Source organism: Massilia atriviolacea, from assembly GCF_003953935.1.
Classification (GTDB): domain Bacteria; phylum Pseudomonadota; class Gammaproteobacteria; order Burkholderiales; family Burkholderiaceae_D; genus Telluria_A; species Telluria_A atriviolacea.
This window is the reverse complement of the sequence record NZ_RXLQ01000001.1, coordinates 604,337-625,247: the sequence shown is the minus strand read 5'-3', so window position 1 is coordinate 625,247 and position 20,911 is coordinate 604,337. Positions and strand designations below refer to the sequence as shown.

Genomic DNA, 20,911 nt, shown 5'->3' with positions numbered 1-20,911 from the left:
GAGAGGATAAAAAAACCATGCCAGCATTCGGATCGGGTCTTTCACTCAACAGCAAGATTTGCATCGCCGCCACCGCACTGGTGGTGGCCAGCCTGGCCGTCACGGCGGTCGTGATCGGCGTGAAAAGCAGCGCCAGCGCCGAAGCGGCGGCCATGGACCTCGCGCGTACCTCGTCGCGCGAGGTGGTCGGCGCCTTGCAGAGCCGGCTGTCGACCAACCTGGCCAGTGTGATCTCCCTGGGCGCGTCGATGCGCGCGACCAAGGCCATCGCCCAGCCCTTGCAGCGCGAGCAGATCGGCGAGATGACCAAGGCCACCCTGCTCGGCACGGAAGACCTGATCGGGGCGGCGGTGACCTTCGAGCCGAACGAACTCGACGGCAAGGATGCGGAGTTCGCCGACAAGAAGCCGCACTACGACGCCACCGGCCGCTACATGCCGTACTTCACGCGCGACGCCAAGAACGAGGTGCATATCGAACCGATCGTGTTCGGCACGGCGGCCGGCGCCAACGACTGGTACGACATTCCCAAGCGCAGCGGCAAGGTCTACTTCACCGAACCCTATGTGTATCCGGTGGCGGGCAAGGATGTGCTGATGGCTTCGCTCGTGTCGCCGATCATGGTCGACGGCAAGTTCAAGGGCACGGCCAGCGCCGACTTCATGCTGCCGCGCCTGACCGCCATCCTGGCCGGCCTGAAGGTGATCGAGGGCGGCAAGCTGTCGCTCATTTCGAACGGCGGCCTGTATGCCAGCCACCCCGTCGCCGCGCGGCTGGGCAAGCCGGCCGACGATCTGCCGGCGGCCGCGCTGGAACGCATCAAGCAAGGCCAGCCGTACGAGTTCGACGATGGGCGCGGCAATATCCGTCTGCTGCAGCCGCTCTCGATCCATGCCGACATCGCGCCGTGGAGCGTGGAACTGAGCTTCCCCAAGGCGGTGGCCACCGCCCCGGCGCGCGAACTGTTGCTCTACACCCTGATCGTGGCGCTGGTGTGCGCCGTGGCCACGGGCGGTGTGCTGGTGCTGGTGGTGTCGCGCCTGACCCGTCCGCTGCGCACCCTGGGCGCGACCATGACCAATCTGTCTTCGGGCGAGGCCGACCTGCGGGTGCGGCTCGATGTGCGCGGCAAGGATGAGCTGGCGGTGATCGGCGAGGGCTTCAATGCCTTCGTCTCCAAGATTCACGCGGTGCTGGTGCAGGTGCACGAGAGCGCCGACAACGTGGCCCAGTCCAGCGCCGAAATTGCGCACGGCAATAACGACCTGTCGGCGCGCACCGAACAGCAGGCCAGTTCGCTGGAAGAAACGGCGGCCTCGATCGAAGAGCTGACCGCGACCGTGCGCGACAATGCCGAGAACGCCAAACAGGCCAACCAGCTGGCGGCCTCGGCCTCGGACGTGGCGCGCAAGAGCGGGGCGGCGGTGTCGCAGGTGATCGCCACCATGACCTCGATTAACGAATCGTCCAACAAGATCGTCGACATCATCAGCGTGATCGACGGCATCGCCTTCCAGACGAATATCCTGGCCTTGAACGCGGCGGTGGAAGCGGCGCGCGCGGGGGAGCAGGGACGCGGTTTCGCGGTGGTGGCGTCGGAAGTGCGCAACCTGGCCCAGCGCAGCGCGGCGGCGGCCAAGGAAATCAAGGCCCTGATCGACGATTCGGTTGGCAAGGTGGCGATCGGCAGCCGCCAGGTCGACGAGGCCGGCAGCACGATGGAACAGGTGGTGGCCAGCGTGAGCCGGGTCAACGCCATCATCGCCGAGATCACCGTCGCCACGGGCGAGCAGAGCCAGGGTATTTCGCAGGTCAACCAGGCGATCGCCGAGATGGATGGCGTGACCCAGCAGAATGCGGCCCTGGTCGAAGAAGCCGCCGCCGCGGCCGAGAGCTTGCAGTTCCAGGCGTCGCAACTGGCCAAGGCGGTCAATGTGTTCAAGCTGGACGACCGCACCCACAGCGCGGCGCATCAGGTGGTGGCGCGCTCGACGCCGTCGTCGACGATGGCCAGGCCCGGCGCCCGAGCCGCCCTGGCCAAGCCGGCCAAGCCGGCCAGCCACGCCACCGAGGAGTGGGACGAGTTCTGACCGGCCGCGGCGCCGGCGCTGTCGCGCCGCGCGCCGCGCGCCGTGTCGGTCAGCGGAGCAGGGCGCGGCTGCGCAATTCCCTGCGCAGCTCCAGCGCGACTTGCCGCCGTATTTCTTCCCCCACGAATCCGCCGATCCGCACCGTCACGCCACGCGATTCGAGCGCGATCAGGCTGCGCCTGCGGTCGGGCATGACGATGCGGGTCCAGCATGCATCCAGCCGGATGCGCTCCAGCCTGCCCGCCTCGACCCGTTCCACGATCAGGCCGCCCTCGCTGAACGCGACCAGCTCGCGGTCGCCCGCGTGGCGCGCGTAGCACAGCAATGCCGCCACCAGCACGGCGATGTCGAGCGCCACGAAGCCGAACACGAACCACGCGCCGCGCAGCGCAAAGGCCAGGCCGATGACGGCCAGGGCGCCGCACAGCGCGCCGTAGGCCACGCCCACCTGGCGCGGCGACAGCGAACAGTTCTTTTTCAACAGCCATTCCGGTTCCGGGTTTGCCATGTCGCTGTGCTATTTGACCTGCGGCGCAATGTCGAAGGTGTGGAAGGGGGCGGGGCTGGGCACGGTCCATTCCAGGCCTTCGGCCCCGTCCCAGGGCTTGGCCGGCGCTTTGTCGCCGCCGCGCACGGTGGGCAGCACGATGGCGAACAGCCAGTATGCCTGGGTCAGCCCGAACAGCAGGGCGCCGACCGAGGTGAGCATGTGAAAGTCGGTGAACTGCGCCGCATAGTCGGCATAGCGGCGCGGCATGCCCGCCAGCCCCAGGAAGTGCATGGGGAAAAAGGTCACGTTGACCCAGACCAGCGAATTCCAGAAATGACACTTGGCGCGCCATTCGTCATACAGGTGCCCGGTCCACTTCGGCACCCAATAGTAAAAGCCGGCGAACAGGCAGAACAGCGATCCGGCCACCAGCACATAGTGAAAATGCGCCACCACGTAATAGGTGTCGTGCACCTGGACATCGATCGGCACCACCGCCAGCAGCACGCCCGACAGTCCGCCGATGGTAAACACCCAGATGAAGCCGATCGCGAACAGCATCGGCGTCTCCAGCGTCAGCGAGCCGCGCCACATGGTGGCGATCCAGTTGAACACCTTGACTCCGGTCGGCACCGCCACCAGCATGGTGGCATACATGAAAAACAGCTGGGCCGTGACCGGCATGCCGGTGGTGAACATATGGTGCGCCCAGACGATGAAGGACAGGATCGCGATGGCGGCGGTGGCATACACCATCGAGGCGTAGCCGAACAGGCTCTTGCGCGAGAAGGCGGGAATCACCTGCGATATGATGCCGAAGCCGGGCAGGATCATGATGTACACCTCCGGATGGCCGAAGAACCAGAACAGGTGCTGGTACAGGACCGGGTCGCCGCCGCCGGCCGCATTGAAGAAGCTGGTGCCGAAGTGGCGGTCGGTGAGCAGCATGGTGACGGCGGCGGCCAGCACCGGCATGACGGCGATCAGCAGGTAGGCCGTGATCAGCCAGGTCCAGCAAAAGATCGGCATCTTCATCAGGCGCATGCCGGGCGCGCGCAGGTTGAGGATGGTGGTGATGATGTTGATCGCGCCCATGATCGACGAGGCGCCCATCAGGTGGATGGCGAAGATGGCCAGGTCCATGCCCGGCCCCATCTGCAGCGACAGCGGCGGATACAGGGTCCAGCCCGACGCGGTGGCGCCGCCGGCGCTGAAAAAGGCGGCCAGCAGCAGCAGGGCGGCCGGCGGCAGCAGCCAGAACGACAAATTGTTCATGCGCGCGAACGCCATGTCGGCAGCGCCGATCTGGAGCGGAATCATCCAGTTGGCAAAGCCGACGAAGGCCGGCATGATGGCGCCGAACACCATCACCAGTCCGTGCACGGTGACGAACTGGTTGTAGACCTCGGGATGGAAGAATTGCAGTCCCGGCTGGAACAGTTCGAGCCGGATCAGCAGGGCCAGCACGCCGCCGGCCATGAACATGGCCAGCGAAAACCATAGGTAGAGGGTGCCGATATCCTTGTGGTTGGTCGCATACAGCCAGCGCCGCCAGCCGCGCGGATGGGGATGCGCCAGCTCGTGCGCCGGCGCGTCCTGGCCGGGAAGGATGTTCACGCTCATCGGGCTCTCCGTGCGTCGATCTCACGGATGACTATAGCGGCGAGCGCCCGGTGCACGATTGGCTCCCACGCGCGCGTTGGCGCCGCTCAAGCGCCGGCGAGATGGCAGGAACTTTGCGCGCCGCCCGGCAGCCTCAAGCGGCCGGGCCGAGGCGGGCGGTGGCGCCTTCGACCACGGCGGCCGAGAACACGCGCCGCTCGGGGCAGGCGGGGCTGGAACAGATCAGCCCGGTGAGCATGGCGCTGGCGGCCAGGGTCATGGTCTGTACCGGCTGGCGCAGGGTGGTCAGCTTGTAGCTGAGCCAGCCGGCCGGCGCCATGCCGTCGAAACCGGTCACCGACAACTGGCGCGGCACGTCCAGCCCCAGCTCGTGGCGCGCGGTGTCGAGGCAGCCGATGGCCATGATGTCGTTGCCGCACATGATCGCGTCCGGCAAGCCGCCCAGGCCGGCGATGATGTCGCGCAGGCCGCGCCCGCCGCTGGCATAGTCGTAGTCGCCGGCCACCACCAGCGGCGCGGCCAGGCCCAGTTCGGCCAGGCGTCCGGCCACGCCGCGCTTGCGGTCCTGGGCGATGGCCGAATCGGGCGGGCCGTCGATCATGGCGAAGCGCTGGTGGCCGGCGGCGGCCAGGCGCGACACCAGCAGCCGGGCTCCTTCCACCTGGTCGCACACGACCGCGTTGACGGTGCCGTCGCGCAGGGTGCGGTTGAACAGCACGAAGGGAATCCGGCGCCGTTCGAACTCGGCGGCCTGCTCGTGGCTGAGGGTGGCGGCCAGCACCGCGCCGTCGACCTGGTGCTGCCAGATATCGGCCAGGGTGGCGCCGATATCGCCTTCGCGCGCCAGCGAAAACAGCAGCACGCGCATGCCCTGCTGGCCGAATTGCCGGCTCAGCTCGGAGAGAATCTGGGGATAGTGCAGGGTGACGATGTCCGACAGCACCACTGCGATCAGGTTGGAGCGGCGCGTGATCAGGCTGCGCGCGGCGGCGTTCGGCGTGTAGTCGAGTTCGGCGGCGGCTTGCATCACGCGCGCGAAGGTCGCTTTCGAGACGCTGGCGCCCGGCTTGAAGCAGCGCGACACGGCCGATTGCGAGACCCCGGCCGCGCTGGCCACGTCGTAGGACGTGACGCGGCGCGCTTCGCTGTGGATCAGCTGCTTGAGGTCGGCGATGCTGGGACTGGACGTTGGCGTATGGGTCATTGTTCTTCTGGGTAACAATCCTTACCGGATTGCCCAGTGTACCACAACCTTTCCATGTGGCAATACTTTACTGATGAGAACAATGGCGATGCGCGCGGCGCCGCTTTTCAGTTGCGCCGCGGCGACATTGCACGGCGTTTGTGCGCTGGCGGCACAGTCTGGTATAATACCGCCCCTTAATCTAAAGGGTACCATGGCGAATGCTTGCGGCGTCGATTTCGGAACGTCAAACTCAACAGTAGGCTGGGTCCGCCCCGGCCAGTCGTCCCTGCTCGCCCTCGAGGATGGCAAGGCAACCTTGCCCTCGGTGGTGTTTTTCAATGCCGAGGACGAGGAGGTCAGCTATGGCCGCGCGGCCCTGGCGGGCTATCTTGCCGGCTACGAAGGGCGCCTGATGCGCTCGCTCAAGAGCTTGCTCGGCACCAGCCTGATCGACGGCCAGACCGAGGTCGGCGGACGCGCATTGCCGTTCCGCATGCTGCTGTCGCACTTCATCGGCGAGGTCAAGCGGCGCGCGGAACGCGAAGCGGGGCGCAGCTTCACCTCGGCCGTGTTCGGCCGTCCGGTGTTCTTCATCGACGACAGCAAGGATGCCGACCGCCTGGCCGAGGATACCCTGGCCGAGGTGGCGCGCTCGGTCGGCTTCCAGCACGTGGCCTTCCAGTACGAGCCGATCGCGGCCGCCTTCGACTACGAGTCGCAGATCCGGCGCGAGGAGCTGGTGCTGATCGCCGACATCGGCGGCGGCACCTCGGACTTTTCGCTGGTGCGCCTGTCGCCCGAACGGGCGCTCAAGGCCGAGCGGCGCGACGACATCCTGGCCACCGGCGGGGTGCACATCGGCGGCACCGACTTCGATAAATACCTGAGCCTGTCGTCGGTGATGCCGCTGCTCGGTTACCAGACCCTGTTGAACAATAATAGTGCGATTCCATCGAGCTATTTCTTCAACCTGGCGACCTGGCACACCATCAACCTGGCCTATACCAAGAAAGCGGCGGCGCAACTGGCCGACGTGGCGCGCGACGCCCGCGAGCCGGACAAGCTGGGCCGCCTGCAGCGCCTGATCGAAGACCGCTCCGGCCACTGGCTGGCGATGCAGGTCGAAGAAGGCAAGATCGCCCTGTCGGACGCGGCCAGCTACACGCTGGCGCTGGAGCGCCTGTCGCCGCCGGTCGAGCTGCTGCTGCAGCGCAGCGGGTTCGACGAAGCCATCGGCCACCTGGTCGGCAGCATCGACCAGACCGTGCTGAAGCTGCTGACGGACGCCGGCGTGGCGCCGGACGCGGTCGACACCGTGTTCTTCACGGGCGGCTCGAGCGGGGTGCGCATGCTGCGCGAGCGCATCGGCGCGCTGGTGCCGAATGCGCGCAAGGTCGAAGGCGACCTGTTCGGCAGCATCGGCGCCGGGCTCGCGCTCGACGCCGTGCGCAAGTTCGGCTAGGAGGGCGCCGTGTTCGAGAAACCGATCGTCATGCTCGATTTCGAGACCACGGGTTTGTCGCCGGCCTACGGCGACCGCATCACCGAAGTGGCGGCGCTGCGCATCGTCGACGGCCGCGTGACGGAGCGCTTCGTCTCGCTGGTCAATTGCGGCGCGACTATTCCGCCCTTCATTTCCGCGCTGACCGGCATTTCGCAGGCGATGGTCGACGGCGCGCCGCCGGTCGAACGCGTGCTGCCGCAGCTGCTGGCGTTCATCGGCAGCGATGCCTTGTCGGCCCACAACGCCAGCTTCGACGAAAAATTCCTGCACGCCGAGGCCGGGCGCCTGGGCATGGTCCCGGCGCACCAGGGGCTGGTGTGTTCGCTCAAGCTGTCGCGCCGCGTGTTTCCGGGCTTGTCGAGCTACAAGCTGGGCCTGCTGTCGGGCCAGCTGGGGATTCGCTTCCGCAGCGCCGCCCACCGCGCCGAGGCCGATGCCGAAGTGGCGGCCGACCTCCTGATCCACATCGCGCGCCACCTGGGCGACACCTACGGTTTCGGCGCGCTGGCGCCGCAGTTGCTGGTCTCGATGAACAAGCTGAGCGCGGCCAAGGTGCCGGCCTGGCTGCGCCAGATGGCGGACGCGGCGCGTTTGGCAGAAAATCCGCCACAAAGCGCCTGATCGCTTTACAATATTGGCACCATGACCCGCCAGTCCTTCGTTCGCATCCTGTTGTCGCTTCTGCTGCTGATGTCGCAGCAGATGGCGACCTCGCACGTGATGTCGCACTGGAGCGTTGCGCAGCAAGCTGGCATCAGCGCGCACCAGGACGGCAGCGCGCTCTCGCGCGCGGTAGCCCAGGACCAGAGCTGCGACCAGTGCCTCGCTTTTGCCCAGCTGGCCGGGCCCTTGCCCAGCCATGCGCACGGCTTTGCCTACACCGATCCCGGCGCGGCGCTGCTTGCCTCCATCACTCCCCAGGAAGCCCGCGCGCGCTCCCTGCGCGCGTTCGAACCGCGCGCTCCACCACAGGCCTGACAGCCAGTTTTACCCCTGTTTTTTTTGCGCTTCGCCTCGCCGTTCGCGGCCGGTGCGCGCCTGTCTGTCACTTTTGTCTGCCTGAGGTTTTCGCATGAATGTCCAACGTACGCTGCTTGCCAGCGCGATCCTGTCCGCCCTGTCCACCCTGAACTACGCCAACGCCCAAGTGGCCGCCGTGCCTACTGCCGTGCCTACCGCCGTGCCTACTGCCGTGCCTACCGCCGTGCCCAAGGTGATCGTTACCGCCAACCCGTTCGGCAAGTCCGAAGGCGACCAGATCCTCACCCCCGCCAAGATCCTGTCGGGCGATGAATTGCGCGACAAGCTCGGCGGCTCGCTGGGCGAAACGCTGTCGAACGAACTCGGGGTGTCGGCCTCGGGCTTCGGCGCCGGCGCTTCGCGGCCCATCATTCGCGGGCTGGAAGGCTCGCGCGTCAAGATGCTGGAAAACGGCATGGCCGTGTCCGATGTGTCGGGCCTGTCCAACGACCACGCGGTCTCGGCCGACGGCGCCGTGGCGCGCCAGATCGAAATCCTGCGCGGTCCGGCCGCCTTGCTGTACGGCTCGGGCGCCATCGGCGGCCTGGTCAACGTGGTCAACGAACGCATCCCGACCGCGCTCGAAGACAAGCCGGCCGGCCAGCTGGAAGCGCGCTACGGCACGGTCGACCGCGGCCGCAGCGCCTCCGGGTCGCTCGATGGCGCGGTCGGCAATATCGGCCTGCACATCGACGGCAATCTGCGCCGCGCCGACGACTACAAGATTCCCGACAACCGCGTGCCGGGCGACCCGGCATCGGCCTCGGGCCGCCTGCCGCAATCGTTTACGCGCCAGGACACGCTGGGCGCCGGCGCCTCGCTGATCGGCGACTGGGGCCACGCCGGCGTGTCGGTCTCCACGCTGAACAACCGCTACGGCATCCCGACCCTGGAAGGCTCGCAGATCGACCAGTCGCAGACCCGCTACGATCTCGACACCCTGCTGAATAAGCCCTTCGGCGGCGTCGAATCCATCAAGTTCAAGCTCGGCTACACCGATTACGAGCACGCCGAACTGGACGACGAAAACAAGCCGGAAGTGGTGTTCGCCAATCGCGCCCTGGAAACCCGCGCCGAACTGACCCATGCGCCGCTGGCCGGCTGGCACGGCACCTTTGGCGTGCAGACCGAGAATGCCCACTTCAGCGCCCTGAGCGGCGAAGGCGGGCCGGACACGGTGCCGGTCACGCACTCGACCTCGAACGCCCTGTTCGTGGTCGAGGAACGCGACGTCGGCCCGGTGCGCGTGAACGCCGGCGCGCGCCTGGAGTCGGTCAAGCGGCGGCCGGTCGGCAACGTCGAGCGCAAGTTCGACCTCGGTTCCTACTCGGCCGGCGCGCAGTGGGGCTTCGTGCCCGGCTACAGCGCCGGCGCGACGGTCTCGGTGGCGCAGCGCGCCCCGGCCACCGAGGAACTGTATTCGGGCGGCCCGCACGACGCCACCCAGACCTTCGACATCGGCAACGCCGACTTTAAAAAGGAAACCTCGCGCAACATCGAGCTGTCGCTGCAAAAGGTCAGCGGCCTGGTGCGCTGGAAAGCGAACGTGTTCCAGAACAAGGTCAAGGACTTCATCTACGGAAATATCAACGGCGCCCTGGTCGACGAAGAAGGCAATCCAGGTGAGGAACTGCTGCAGCGCGTCTACGAGCAGGCCGACGCCAGCATCCGCGGCGCCGAAGCGGAAGTGAGCTACAACCAGCACGGCGAGGGCCTGTCCCTGCGCGGCTTCGCCGACACCTCGCGCGGCAAGCTCGAGCGCGGCGGCAACCTGCCGCTGCAGCCGGCCACCCGCATCGGCGCCGACGCCGGCTACCGCAGCGGCGCACTGCGCGCCGGCATGTCGGTGGTGCGCGCCCAAAGCCAGGACCGCCTCGCCAGTTTCGAACAGCGCGCGACCCCGGGCTACACCCAGCTGAACGCGAATCTGGCGTACACCCAGCGCATGGGCTCGCTCGACCTGACCTGGTTCATGATCGCCCGCAATCTCTTGAACGACGATATCCGCCTGTCCACTTCGGTACTCAAGGACGTTTCGCCACTGCCTGGCCGACATTTCCAGTTTGGCGTTCGCACCAGGTTTTAAGCAAGCGCAAGCACATATTTGTTTCAGGCTGAAACCAAACCCCGCCGCGAGCGATCCCGGCGGGGTTTTTTCATGGCCTCCTAACGTGACAACCTGCTATGACGCTTGTGCCCAGTCAAACTCCGGCTCTCTTGTTCTTATTAAAATTTTAGCAATACTTCTCAGGTCGCTTGTTGCCTGTTGCCGCCCAATATTTCTGTAGTTTCAACGGCCTTGGCGCCGAAGGATGAAGCATGGACCGCCAGAATACTATTCGCGAGAACTATCAAACCTATATGTGGTTCCGCCAGGCTGCGCTGCGCGGCGATCCCTACGCCCAGTTCAACCTGGGGCTGATGTACAAGAAGGATGGCGAATTCGAACAGGCGGTCGGCTGGTTGCGCCAGGCCGCGCACCACGGACTGGCGTTCGCCCAGAACCACCTGGGTTCGATGTATTACCACGGGCGCGGCGTGGCCCGCAACGATGCCGAGGCCGCCGCCTGGTTCCGCAAGGCCGCCGAGCAGGGCGATCCCTCGGCCCAGCAAAACCTGGGATTGATGTTCCGCAAGGGCTGCGGCGTACCGCAGTGCCACGAGCAGGCGCTGGCCTGGTTCCGGCGCGCCGCCGAACAGGGCGTGTGCAGCGCCCAGACCCTGCTGGCCGAATGCTATCTGTCGGGGCAGGGCACGGTTGTCGATTATGCGCAGGCCATGGCCTGGTTCCGCAAGGCGGCGATGCAGTGCGACGCCGCCGCCCAGCTGAACCTGGGACTGATGTTCAAGCGCGGGCAGGGCGTGCAGGCCGACGACGAACAGGCGCTGTGCTGGTTCCGCCAAGCCGCCGCGCAGGGCAACGTGATGGCCCAGCGCCAGCTGGGGGTGGCCTACGCGGACGGCCTCGGGGTGCGCGCCGACCCCTTGCGCGCGCTCGCCTGGCTGCAGCGCGCCGCCGAACAGGGCGACCAGGATGCCCAGTTCCACCTGGGCGTGATGCTGGCCAACGGCCAGGGCGTCGAGCGCGACGAGGCGCGCGCGCTGCAGTGGTACGCGCGCGCGGCCGAGCAGCGCCACGTGCTGGCCCAGTACAACCTGGGCAGCATGTACGCGAACGGACGCGGCACCGCGCGCGACGAAGCCCGCGCCCTCGCATGGTACAGGCGCGCCGCCGAGCAGGGCGCCGCCATTGCCCAGTTCAACCTCGGCGTGATCTACGCCAGCGGGCAGGGCGTGCCGCGCGACGACGGCCTGGCCGCGCACTGGTACCGCAGCGCCGCCGAGCAGGGCGACGCCAGCGCCCAGAACAACCTGGGCGTGATGTACGCCAACGGCCATGGCGTGCCGCAGGACGATGCGATGGCGGTCTACTGGTACGCCCAGGCGGCCGGGCAGGGCCATGCGCTGGCCCAGTACAACCTGGGCGGCATGTACAACAGCGGGCGCGGCGTGGCGCGCGATCCCGTGCGTTCCTATATGTGGATGCTGCTGGCGGCCGAGGCCGGCGACGAGACGGCCAGCGCCAACATGGGCATCGTCGCGCGCCGCCTGACCCCGGCGCAGATCGGCGCGGCCGTGGACCAGTCGCAGCAGTGGCGCCTGGCCCATGCCCGGGCCGCCAAACGCGCCTGAACGCAGCATCTATGCATTTTATTAACCCCGGCGGCGCCCGCCGTCCGCTTTTGTTTCCCGAGGCCCCGCGCGGTTGAAAGTTCTGTTCGGAACTTTCTTCAAGACGCTACAATAGGTCAGCTTTCGTCCACCCTGGAACCGCGCCCATGAACGCTCTGCTTCGCCCGATCACCCTGGCCGCGCTCGCGCTGGCCAGCAGCGCCGCCGGCGCCGCCGCCATCGCGGTGCAGGTCACTGACAGCAGCGGCAAGCCGCTGGCCGACGTGGTCGTCAGCGCCGTGCCGGAAGGTAACGCGCCGGTCCCCCAGACCATGAAGGCGGCCGAGATCGAACAGCGCGGCCTCAAGTTCCTGCCGCTGGTGAGCGTGATCCAGACCGGCAGCAAGATCTCCTTCCCGAACTTCGACCGGGTCAAGCACCACATCTATTCCTTTTCGCCGGCCAAGAAATTCGACCAGAAGCTGTACTCCGGCGTAGCGGCCGCGCCACAGGTGTTCGACAAGGCTGGCACAGTTGTGCTCGGCTGCAATATCCACGATGGCATGGTGGCCTACATCAGGGTGGTCGACACGCCGTTCTTCGCCAGGACCGACGCCGCCGGCGCGGCCCGCATCGAGTTGCCGGCGGCCGGTAAATACACCTTGTCGAGCTGGCATTTCAATATGGCCGGCGCCGCCGCCGAACAGAGCGTGGCGGTCAAGGCCGACGGCGCGACCGCCGCCGGCGTCAAGCTCGCGCTCAAGCCGCCGGCCGCGGACGCCGGTGCGCCTTGACCGCATGAAGTTGCGCTTCAACACCCTCGAAGGGCGCATCGTCAGCCTGTTCCTGGTGCTGATCGTGGCGGTGCAGGCGATCGGCCTGGCGGTGATCGAGCATGGCATCAATGTCAACGCGCGCGCCGCCATCGCCACCGAGCTGGTCAATGGCGAAAAAGTCTTCCGCAAGCTGATGGAGCAGAACGCCCAGAAGCAGCGCTTTTCGGCCCAGGTGCTGGCGCGCGACACCGCCTTCGTGCAGGCCATCGGCAACGGCGACGAGGACGACCGCGCCACCGTCGCCTCGGCGCTGGCCAACAGCGGACGGCGCGCGCGCGCCGACATGACCATGCTGATCGACGGCGAGCGGCGGGTCATCGTGGAAACCGGGATCGTCAGGAACGGCTCGCTCGAAAAGCTGGTGCTCGCCTTGCTCGACCAGGCCGAGCGCCACGACGGCGCCGGCGCCGTCGCCATCGTCGACCAGCGCCCGGTGCAGGTGGTGGTGATGCCGGTCAAGGCCCCGATCACCATCGCCTGGGTGGTGATGGGTTTTGCGCTCGACCGCCAGCTGGTGCTCGACATGCGCGAACTGTCGCAGCTGGACGTGGCGATTTTCACGCGCCAGCAGGACGGCCCGTACGCGCCCTTCGAATCGACCCTGCCGCCGGCCGCCATGGCCGGCATCGGGCGCGCGCTCGAGGGGCTGCCCGAAAACCAGGCGCGCCCGTTCGACCTCGATGTGGGCGGCATCCGCTACAGCGCGCGCCTGCTGCCGCTCGGCCTCGATGGGGGCCGCCACGCCGACGTGCTGCTGGCGCGCTCGATCGACGACGCCACCGCCGAATACAAGTCCCTGCAGCGCACCCTGCTGATCCTCACCGTGGGCGCCACCCTGGTCGCCTGCGCGGTGGCGGTACTGACCGCGATGCGCATCGCGCAGCCGCTGCGCCATCTGGCCGGCACCGCCCGGCGCATGGAGCGCGGCGATTACGACGGCCTGATCGACGTCGAACGCAAGGATGAAATCGGGGCGCTGGCCAAGGCCTTTGCCGGCATGCGCGACGGGATCGCCAAGCGCGAACAGGAAATCGGCCGCCTGGCGTACTGGGATTCGCTGACCGACCTGCCCAACCGCGCCCAGTTCGTGCGCCTGCTGGGCGATGCCCTGGCCGAAGCGCGCCAGCGCGAGCAGGTGGTATTCGTGCTGATGATGGACCTGGACCGCTTCAAGCATGTCAACGACGTCATGGGACACGCCTTCGGCGACGCCCTGCTGCAAAAAGTGGCCGAGCGCCTGCGCGCGCTGCTGGCCGACACCGAGCCGCAGGCGCAGCTGGCGCGCCTGGGCGGCGACGAGTTCATCGTGCTGTTGCCAGCCTCGTCGAGCGACCATGCGCACAAGGTGGCGGCGAGCATCCTGCGCGCGCTCGAAGCGCCGCTCTCGCTGGACGACCAGACCGTCGACATCGGCGCCGGCCTTGGCATGGCGGCCTATCCGATCAACGGCGCCGACGCCGAGTCGCTGCTGTCGATGGCCGAAGTGGCGATGTACGCGGCCAAGCAGCGCAACGACGGCGCCGTGGCCTACGACGCGGCGATGGACAAGTCGAGCGCCAAGAGCCTGGGCCTGCTGACGGAGCTGCGCAACGCCATCGAGCGCAGCGAATTCCGCCTGCACGTGCAGCCCAAGATCCGGCTCGACACGGGCGCGGTGGTGGGCGCCGAAGCGCTGGTGCGCTGGGTCCATCCCGAGCGCGGCAACGTGTTCCCGGACGAATTCATCCCCTTCGCCGAGCAGACCGGGTTTATCCGCGTGCTCACGCGCTGGGTGCTGGACCAGTCGGCCGCGCTGTGCAGCGAACTGCAGCGGCACGGCATCGACCTGAAAATCTCGGTCAACCTGTCGACCCGCGATTTGCTCGACCAGGACCTGCCGGCCAAGTTCGGGGAGATCCTCACGCGCCACGGCCTGGCGCCGGCCTCGTTCTGCCTGGAGATCACCGAAAGCGCGATCATGGACGACCCGGTGCGCGCCCAGCAGACGCTGGAGCGCCTGCATGCGATGGGCGTCGACCTGTCGATCGACGACTTCGGCACCGGCTATTCGTCGCTGGCCTACCTCAAGCGGCTGCCGGTCGACGAACTGAAGATCGACAAGTCCTTCGTGCTGAACATGGAAAACGATATCGGCGACACCAAGATCGTGCGTTCGACCATCGACCTGGGGCACAACATGGGCTTGCGCGTGGTGGCCGAAGGGATCGAAAGCGAAGCGGTATGGCGCCTGCTGGCCGCACTGGGCTGCGACCAGGGCCAGGGCTACTTCATGAGCCGGCCGATTCCCGCCGACAAGCTGGTCGGCTGGATCGCGGGGTGGACCCCGCCGGCCAGGTCGGTGTTGCCGTACACGGAGCCGGTGGGGTCGATCTGATCGTTCTGCAGGGTTCGCCTGAAGGAATCGGCGCCCGCTTTTCCCCGCCAGGCATCGCCACCGGCCGGATTTCGCGTTATGATCTTTCCCGGCAAAGTTGCCCATATCACCAAGAGACAGAACCATGCAAATGAGACATGCAGTCATCGTCGCCAGCCTGCTCGCCGCGTTCGGCGGGCAAGCCCTGGCCCAGGTCCAGACCCAGACCTGCCCGCCCGGCGGCGCGCCAACGACCTATCCGGTCACGAAAAAAGTCGAGCAGCAGGACGTCTATCACGGCACCAGCATCGCCGACCCTTACCGCTGGCTCGAAGACGCCAACAGCGCCGAGACCAAGGAATGGGTCGATGCCCAGAACAAGGTGACCCAGTCCTACCTCGGCCAGATCGGCGAGCGCAGCGCCATCAAGGAGCGCCTGACCAAGCTCTGGAACTACGAGCGCTACAGCGTGCCTTACCGCGAGAGCGGCCGCTACTTCTACAGCCGCAACAACGGCTTGCAGAACCAGTCGGTGCTCTACACCATGAAGTCGCTGAGCGACGAGCCGCGCCTGCTGCTCGACCCGAACACCCTGGCCGCCGACGGCACCGTGGCGCTGGCCGGCACCGCCGTCAGCCCGGACGGTAAATACCTCGCCTACGGCACCGCCGCCTCCGGCTCCGACTGGAACGAGTGGAAAGTGCGTGACATCGAGACCGGCAAGGACCTGGACGACCACCTGAAATGGGTCAAGTTCTCGGGCGCTTCCTGGACCAAGGATGGCAAGGGCTTCTTCTACAGCCGCTACGACGCGCCGGAAGAAGCGGCCAAGCTGGCCGGCATCAACTACTTCCAGAAGCTGTACTACCACAAGGTCGGCACGCCGCAGAGCGAAGACACGCTGGTCTACGACCGTCCGGACGAGAAGGAATGGGGCTTCGGCGGTGAAGTCAGCAACGACGGCAAATACCTGATCATCACCGCCACCAAGGGCACCGCGCCGAAGTACCGCATCTTCTACAAGGACCTGAGCAAACAGGGTTCCAAGGTGGTGCCGCTGATCGACCAGTTCGAGGCGTCCTATAACTTCATCGACAACGACGGTCCGGTGTTCTACTTCAGCACCGACAAGAACGCCACCCGTTCGCGCCTGGTCGCCATCGACACGCGCAAGCCGGCCGAGAAGAACTGGAAAGAAATCGTGCCCGAGACGGCGCAGACCCTGGTCGGCGCGTCGCTGGTCAACAAGCAGTTCATCGTCCAGTACCTGGCCGACGCGCGCAGCATGGTCAAGGTCGTCGACCGCAAGGGCAAGCTGGTACGCGAGATCGCGCTGCCGGGCATCGGTTCGGCCTCGGGCTTCAACGGCAAGCCGGGCGACAGCGAGACCTTCTATTCGTTCACCGGCTTCACCAACCCGACCACCATCTACCGCCTGGACATGAAAACCGGCGCGAGCACGGTGTTCCGCAAGCCGACCGTCGACTTCGACCCGAACAACTACGAAACGCGCCAGCAGTTCTACACCAGCCGCGACGGCACCAAGGTGCCGATGTTCATCGTCTCGAAGAAGGGCCTCAAGCTCGACGGCAGCAATCCGACCTACCTGTACGGCTACGGCGGCTTTAACGTCTCGCTGACCCCGGGCTTCTCGCCGGCCAACCTGGCGTGGATGGAAATGGGCGGCGTCTACGTGGTGGCCAACCTGCGCGGCGGCGGCGAATACGGCGAAGCCTGGCACGCGGCCGGCACCAAGCTGCAAAAGCAGAACGTGTTCGACGACTTCATCGGCGCGGCCGAGTGGCTGGTGGCGAACAAGGTGACCTCGCCGGCGAAACTGGCGATCGGCGGCGGCAGCAACGGCGGCCTGCTGGTCGGCGCGGCGATGACCCAGCGTCCGGAACTGTTCGGCGCGGCCATCCCGCAGGTGGGCGTGCTCGACATGCTGCGCTTCCATAAATTCACGATCGGCTGGGCCTGGATCTCGGATTACGGCTCGTCGGAGAACGCCGACGAGTTCAAGGCGCTGGTGAAGTACTCGCCGCTGCACAACCTGAAGTCGGGCTCGTGCTATCCGGCCACCATGATCACCACGGCCGACCATGACGACCGCGTGGTGCCGGCGCACAGCTTCAAGTTCGCGGCGGCCGCCCAGGCGGCGCAGGCGGGCAGCGCGCCGATCCTGATCCGCATCGATGTCAAGGCGGGCCATGGCGCCGGCAAGCCGACCACCAAGCAGATCGAGGAAGTGGCGGATCGCTGGGGCTTCCTGAGCCGCGCCTTGCGCATGAACGAGCCGGCCAAGGTGGCTGCGCAGTAAAACCCTGTCGTCCCTGCGCCCGGCAGCAATGGGCGCAGGGACGACGACGCATCAGAAGTCGCGCCGGATGGTGTTGCTCCTGAATGTGCCGCTCAGTCCCTCCACCCGGACCTGGGCATACACCTCATCCTGGCCCCAGTCTTCGTTCAGCTGGTCGCCGGACACGATGGCCGACAGCGAGAAGCTGCCGTCCACCCCGACCCGGTCGGTGCCGGGGCCGCCAATGCTGAACAGGCGGTCGTCGAACCACTCGTCGTCGCCGCGAATCGACCCTCCCACCGCCTTGTTGACCGAATTGTAGAATCCATCGCCATTGACGACCACCAGGTAGTTCCCAGGCTGGTTCTCGGCGGGACTGATATACAGCATGACGTTCATGATGACTCTCCTTGCGTTGGCCCCGGGTGGGCAGAGCTCCAGTATTTGGGATCGACGAAAAGCGGGGTGAACAAAAAACAAGGCCGCTCGACGCGCTTCTTATCCGCGCTCAATGCGGGCAAGGTATCGATATCCGCCACCGGACGTCCCATCCCACGGTACTGCCCGCCGGCATTTCCCCCGCCCGCGCCTGACGCGGCACAGTGACATCCTTTCCCGTGCAAAGGACCGTCATGCAGCTCACCCACGCCCGCCCCAACATCGCCCTGTACCTGGGCGCGATCCTGACCGCCGCCATGCTGCTGGGCGGTCCGATCCCGCAGCCGGACGGCTACCACGCCTTTGCCGACGGCCGCGCGCTGTCGGGACTGGCGAATGCGGCCGACGTGCTGTCCAACCTCGGTTTCCTGCTCATCGGGCTGTACGGCCTGCTGCATGTGCGTCCAAGTCGCCCAGCCCACGCCATGTTCTTCGTCGCGATCCTGATGACCGCCTTCGGCTCGTCCTGGTACCACCTGGCCCCGGACGACGCGCGCCTGCTGTGGGACCGGCTGCCGATCGCGCTGGCCTGCGTGGCGCTGCTGGCGGCCGCGCTGGAGGACGCGTTTCCGGCCCGCTTCGCGGCGCTGCCGACCCTGGCGGCGCTGTGCGCCCTGGGGGCCGCCAGCGTGTTCTGGTGGGCGGCTACCGGCAACCTCGGCCCCTACCTGCTGATCCAGCTGGCCCCGCTGGTGCTGATCCCGGCGCTGCAATGGCAGAGCGGCGCCGCCCCGGCCCGGCGGCGCGCCTTCGGCATCGCCATCGGCCTGTACGTGCTGGCCAAGCTGTGCGAACTGGCCGACGGCGCCATCCTCGGCGCCATCGAAGTCGTCAGCGGTCACACGCTCAAGCACGTGTTCGCCACCCTGGCGGCCCTGGTGCTGGCCCGCATGATCGCCGCAAGGCGCTGAAAGGGCGTCCGGCCATCCCCGAAACGTGCATTTCATGCAAGCGATCCGGCCGTACGTCGCAAGGGGAGAGCGCCGTTGCCGCCGCCCGCATAAGCTCCAGGGACCCGACCTTCACCTATTCCCTCAAGGAGCCATATGCACCGCCAGCTTGTCAGCCAGCTTGTCAGCCTGTTTGTTGCCGCCGCCTGCCACGTCACCGCCTCAGCCGCCGAAGCGCCGCCGTTTTCGCCGGGCGCGCATAAGCTGCAACGCGGCCAGCCCAACGAGCTGATGGTGCTCGGTACGCCGCACCTGTCGCAGCTTCCCAAGTCCTTCGATCCCGCAACGCTTGGTTTGCTGACCGAGCGCCTGGCCGAATGGCGGCCGCAGGCGGTCGCCATCGAAGCGCTGTCCGGATTGCAGTGCGCCTATATGCGCAGCTATCCGCAGCGGTATGCCGACACCATCCAGTCCTATTGCTGGAATCCGGCGGCGGCCAGGGCGGCCACCGGCCTGGATGTGCCGGAGGCGACTGCGCAGGTCGAGCGCCTGCTGGCAGCCTGGCCGGCGGCGCCATCGGCCGCCGAACGGCGCAAGCTGGCCGCACTGATGCTGGCCGCCGGGGAACGGGCGTCGGCCCTGGTGCAATGGCTGCGCCTGCCGATCGACGAACGGCGCGCCGGCGACGGCCTGCGCGACGAGCTGGTGACGATGTTAAATGGCCTCATGCAGCGGCCCGATGAGAGCTACCGCATCGCTGCCGTGCTGGCGGCGCGCCTCGGGCACGAACAGGTGCATGCGATGGACGACCATACGGCCGATGCGCCGGACGCCGATCCGGCGGCGGCCGGCGCCGCCATCATGAAGGCCTGGGACAATCCGTACACGGCGGCGCGCACGCGGCGCTCGAAGGCGCTCGAAAGCCGGCTCGACACGCCGTCCGACGTGCTGGCCATGTACCGTGCCTATAACGCCGCCGAGGCCGCCGAGGAAACCTTCCGCAGCGACTTCGGGGCGGCGCTGGAAGAAGCTTCGCCGCAGCGTTTCGGGCGCGGCTACGTCGCTTACTGGGAAACGCGCAACCTGCGCATGGCCTCCAACATCCGCGACGTGATGGGCGCACGCCCCGGCATGCGCGTGCTGGTGCTGGTCGGCGCGTCGCACAAGGCCTATCTGGAAGCCTACCTCGACCAGATGCACGACGTGCGCATCGTCGCGACCGGCCGGGTGCTGCGCTGATGCCTGTCCGACCGTGGTGGAACAGCAAATCACCGCGAAAAAATGCATGAATGGCATCGGCAATATGATAACGTTTGATGATGAAACGCCAACACGGCGGACCGGCGCCGTCGCCATGCGGCGGACTATATTGTGTGTAGTCACCTTGGTGGAAAAATAAGCATGTTCAAGCACCTGATACCCGTCGCCATGACGTTGTTGTCCGCCGGATGCGCCACAGTCGGCGAAACGTCGCCGACGATTTTTGAGTCGGCGCGCACGGGCGACGGCAAATACGAACGCGCCTTGTCCAGCCTGGAAGTCCTGGACCTGACCAGGGACTGGGTTCCCTACGCAGAGATGGCGGACACCGTCTACCGCCGGGAGTTCTACCGCGACGCAAAGCGGCGCATCGCGGAAGGCTGCGATTATGTCTCGGCCCCGACCGGCTCGGTGCTCTCGCTCGGGCTGCCCAGGGATTGGGTGCGGCTCGACCGGGCAATGATCGACAAATTCGGCCTGGAGCGTGGCGAGCCCGCCGGATCTCCGCTGCGCCCTTGCCGAAGCGGCAAGGGACTGAACTACGAGACCTACGTCCTGCTCGACGCCGCCGGCCGGCCGGCGCAGGCGGCGATCGCCTTCCGCGGCACCGAAAACACCAGGTATCAATGGACCAGCGATTGGGTTGCCAACTTCAGCAATGTCGACTTCGGCGTTGGCGGCAATCGCCAGTTCACCGAAGCGAAAGAGGAGGGGGCGCGCCTCATCAATGCGCTGGCGCGGGTATTGCCCAAGGTGGCGTCCTCGAGCGTGTGCGCGCAAGCTTCCGGCAAGCTGGACGGCGTACAAGCCCCGATCGACCTGGTGGGCCATTCGCTGGGCGGCGGATTGGCCCAGCACCTGGCTTACGCCAGCCTCGCCTGCGATGTCCGCAAGACGATCGCATTCGACTCCAGCCCCGCGACCGGATGGTTCTACCTTCACCATCGGGAACTGGTGAGGACCGCCGACCCCGACATTTCGCGGGTCTACATCGATGGCGAGGCCTTGTCGTTCGTACGGAAGGTGTCGACCACATTCAATTCTCCGCGCGAATCGCGGCGCGATTATCGTGTCATCTTCCCTGGCGTGACCGGCCATGCATTCGCCTTGCACAGCATGGCATTGCTCTCGACTCACATCAAGCTGGCCGCCTCGATGCCGATCGAGAACGATCCGAGCCTGCTTCCCGACTATGCATCCTCCGCCCCGGTGCCCGGCCCCTTGATATCGGCACCCTGAGCTGTCGCAGC

At 66.8% G+C, this 20,911-nt stretch carries 16 protein-coding genes; 12 read left to right on the top strand and 4 right to left on the bottom strand.

Going from position 1 to position 20,911, the window contains the following annotated elements:
• Window positions 1-17: 17 nt before the first annotated feature.
• Entirely contained in the window at window positions 18-2,090 is a 2,073-nt protein-coding gene (locus EJB06_RS02685) for a methyl-accepting chemotaxis protein (RefSeq protein WP_126072437.1), read from the top strand.
• Between the two features lie 49 nt (window positions 2,091-2,139).
• Here the strand turns inward: EJB06_RS02685 and EJB06_RS02680 are convergent, their stop codons facing one another.
• From EJB06_RS02680 to EJB06_RS02670, 3 genes are all read right to left on the bottom strand, one after another.
• On the bottom strand, window positions 2,140-2,598 hold the full coding sequence (locus EJB06_RS02680) for a DUF2244 domain-containing protein (RefSeq protein WP_126072436.1): 459 nt from the start codon (window positions 2,596-2,598) through the stop codon (window positions 2,140-2,142).
• Window positions 2,599-2,607: 9 nt separating this feature from the next.
• Window positions 2,608-4,203: a cytochrome c oxidase subunit I gene (gene ctaD / locus EJB06_RS02675; RefSeq protein WP_126072435.1), complete on the bottom strand. Its 1,596-nt coding sequence runs from the start codon at window positions 4,201-4,203 to the stop codon at window positions 2,608-2,610.
• A gap of 133 nt (window positions 4,204-4,336) precedes the next feature.
• Window positions 4,337-5,407, bottom strand: a complete 1,071-nt coding sequence (locus EJB06_RS02670) for a LacI family DNA-binding transcriptional regulator (protein WP_126072434.1) — start codon at window positions 5,405-5,407, stop codon at window positions 4,337-4,339.
• A 193-nt stretch (window positions 5,408-5,600) separates the two neighbouring features.
• Here EJB06_RS02670 and EJB06_RS02665 point away from each other — a divergent pair, with 193 nt between their 5' ends.
• The 8 genes from EJB06_RS02665 (at window position 5,601) to EJB06_RS02630 (ending at window position 17,094) form a co-directional block, all read left to right on the top strand.
• A complete protein-coding gene (locus EJB06_RS02665; RefSeq protein WP_126072433.1) occupies window positions 5,601-6,851 on the top strand; it encodes an Hsp70 family protein in 1,251 nt (416 codons plus the stop codon).
• A gap of 9 nt (window positions 6,852-6,860) precedes the next feature.
• Window positions 6,861-7,514: a 3'-5' exonuclease gene (locus tag EJB06_RS02660; protein WP_126072432.1), complete on the top strand. Its 654-nt coding sequence runs from the start codon at window positions 6,861-6,863 to the stop codon at window positions 7,512-7,514.
• A 21-nt stretch (window positions 7,515-7,535) separates the two neighbouring features.
• On the top strand, window positions 7,536-7,871 hold the full coding sequence (locus EJB06_RS02655; protein ID WP_126072431.1) for a hypothetical protein: 336 nt from the start codon (window positions 7,536-7,538) through the stop codon (window positions 7,869-7,871).
• Window positions 7,872-7,965: 94 nt separating this feature from the next.
• Window positions 7,966-9,999: a TonB-dependent receptor gene (locus EJB06_RS02650; protein ID WP_126072430.1), complete on the top strand. Its 2,034-nt coding sequence runs from the start codon at window positions 7,966-7,968 to the stop codon at window positions 9,997-9,999.
• Window positions 10,000-10,232: 233 nt separating this feature from the next.
• Window positions 10,233-11,606, top strand: a complete 1,374-nt coding sequence (locus EJB06_RS32955; protein ID WP_126072429.1) for a tetratricopeptide repeat protein — start codon at window positions 10,233-10,235, stop codon at window positions 11,604-11,606.
• A 146-nt stretch (window positions 11,607-11,752) separates the two neighbouring features.
• A complete protein-coding gene (locus EJB06_RS02640; protein WP_126072428.1) occupies window positions 11,753-12,379 on the top strand; it encodes a methylamine utilization protein in 627 nt (208 codons plus the stop codon).
• Between the two features lie 4 nt (window positions 12,380-12,383).
• Entirely contained in the window at window positions 12,384-14,795 is a 2,412-nt protein-coding gene (locus EJB06_RS02635) for a putative bifunctional diguanylate cyclase/phosphodiesterase (RefSeq protein ID WP_126072427.1), read from the top strand.
• 124 nt (window positions 14,796-14,919) lie between these two features.
• The gene (locus EJB06_RS02630; RefSeq protein WP_229426888.1) at window positions 14,920-17,094 is read left to right on the top strand and encodes a prolyl oligopeptidase family serine peptidase; all 2,175 of its coding nucleotides are present in this window, start codon (window positions 14,920-14,922) and stop codon (window positions 17,092-17,094) included.
• A gap of 51 nt (window positions 17,095-17,145) precedes the next feature.
• Here the strand turns inward: EJB06_RS02630 and EJB06_RS02625 are convergent, their stop codons facing one another.
• Window positions 17,146-17,472 (bottom strand): hypothetical protein, encoded by a 327-nt coding sequence (locus EJB06_RS02625; protein ID WP_126072426.1) that lies wholly within the window; start codon window positions 17,470-17,472, stop codon window positions 17,146-17,148.
• A 233-nt stretch (window positions 17,473-17,705) separates the two neighbouring features.
• Here EJB06_RS02625 and EJB06_RS02620 point away from each other — a divergent pair, with 233 nt between their 5' ends.
• The 3 genes from EJB06_RS02620 to EJB06_RS02610 all read left to right on the top strand — a co-directional run bounded on the left by EJB06_RS02620 (window position 17,706) and on the right by EJB06_RS02610 (window position 20,900).
• Complete coding sequence (locus EJB06_RS02620) at window positions 17,706-18,422, top strand: alkaline phytoceramidase (protein WP_126072425.1); 717 nt, start codon at window positions 17,706-17,708, stop codon at window positions 18,420-18,422.
• A 135-nt stretch (window positions 18,423-18,557) separates the two neighbouring features.
• Entirely contained in the window at window positions 18,558-19,640 is a 1,083-nt protein-coding gene (locus EJB06_RS02615) for a DUF5694 domain-containing protein (RefSeq protein WP_126072424.1), read from the top strand.
• Window positions 19,641-19,802: 162 nt separating this feature from the next.
• Complete coding sequence (locus EJB06_RS02610; RefSeq protein WP_126072423.1) at window positions 19,803-20,900, top strand: alpha/beta hydrolase family protein; 1,098 nt, start codon at window positions 19,803-19,805, stop codon at window positions 20,898-20,900.
• The last annotated feature ends 11 nt before the right edge of the window (window positions 20,901-20,911 follow it).

What these genes read in the sequence shown, in the direction of transcription:
- EJB06_RS02685 (WP_126072437.1), top strand. Translation starts at nt 18, where the DNA reads ATGCCAGCATTCGGATCGGGTCTTTCACTCAACAGCAAGATTTGCATC.
- EJB06_RS02680 (WP_126072436.1), bottom strand. Translation starts at nt 2,598, where the DNA reads ATGGCAAACCCGGAACCGGAATGGCTGTTGAAAAAGAACTGTTCGCTG.
- ctaD (WP_126072435.1), bottom strand. Translation starts at nt 4,203, where the DNA reads ATGAGCGTGAACATCCTTCCCGGCCAGGACGCGCCGGCGCACGAGCTG.
- EJB06_RS02670 (WP_126072434.1), bottom strand. Translation starts at nt 5,407, where the DNA reads ATGACCCATACGCCAACGTCCAGTCCCAGCATCGCCGACCTCAAGCAG.
- EJB06_RS02665 (WP_126072433.1), top strand. Translation starts at nt 5,601, where the DNA reads ATGGCGAATGCTTGCGGCGTCGATTTCGGAACGTCAAACTCAACAGTA.
- EJB06_RS02655 (WP_126072431.1), top strand. Translation starts at nt 7,536, where the DNA reads ATGACCCGCCAGTCCTTCGTTCGCATCCTGTTGTCGCTTCTGCTGCTG.
- EJB06_RS02650 (WP_126072430.1), top strand. Translation starts at nt 7,966, where the DNA reads ATGAATGTCCAACGTACGCTGCTTGCCAGCGCGATCCTGTCCGCCCTG.
- EJB06_RS32955 (WP_126072429.1), top strand. Translation starts at nt 10,233, where the DNA reads ATGGACCGCCAGAATACTATTCGCGAGAACTATCAAACCTATATGTGG.
- EJB06_RS02640 (WP_126072428.1), top strand. Translation starts at nt 11,753, where the DNA reads ATGAACGCTCTGCTTCGCCCGATCACCCTGGCCGCGCTCGCGCTGGCC.
- EJB06_RS02635 (WP_126072427.1), top strand. Translation starts at nt 12,384, where the DNA reads ATGAAGTTGCGCTTCAACACCCTCGAAGGGCGCATCGTCAGCCTGTTC.
- EJB06_RS02630 (WP_229426888.1), top strand. Translation starts at nt 14,920, where the DNA reads ATGCAAATGAGACATGCAGTCATCGTCGCCAGCCTGCTCGCCGCGTTC.
- EJB06_RS02625 (WP_126072426.1), bottom strand. Translation starts at nt 17,472, where the DNA reads ATGAACGTCATGCTGTATATCAGTCCCGCCGAGAACCAGCCTGGGAAC.
- EJB06_RS02620 (WP_126072425.1), top strand. Translation starts at nt 17,706, where the DNA reads ATGCAGCTCACCCACGCCCGCCCCAACATCGCCCTGTACCTGGGCGCG.
- EJB06_RS02615 (WP_126072424.1), top strand. Translation starts at nt 18,558, where the DNA reads ATGCACCGCCAGCTTGTCAGCCAGCTTGTCAGCCTGTTTGTTGCCGCC.
- EJB06_RS02610 (WP_126072423.1), top strand. Translation starts at nt 19,803, where the DNA reads ATGTTCAAGCACCTGATACCCGTCGCCATGACGTTGTTGTCCGCCGGA.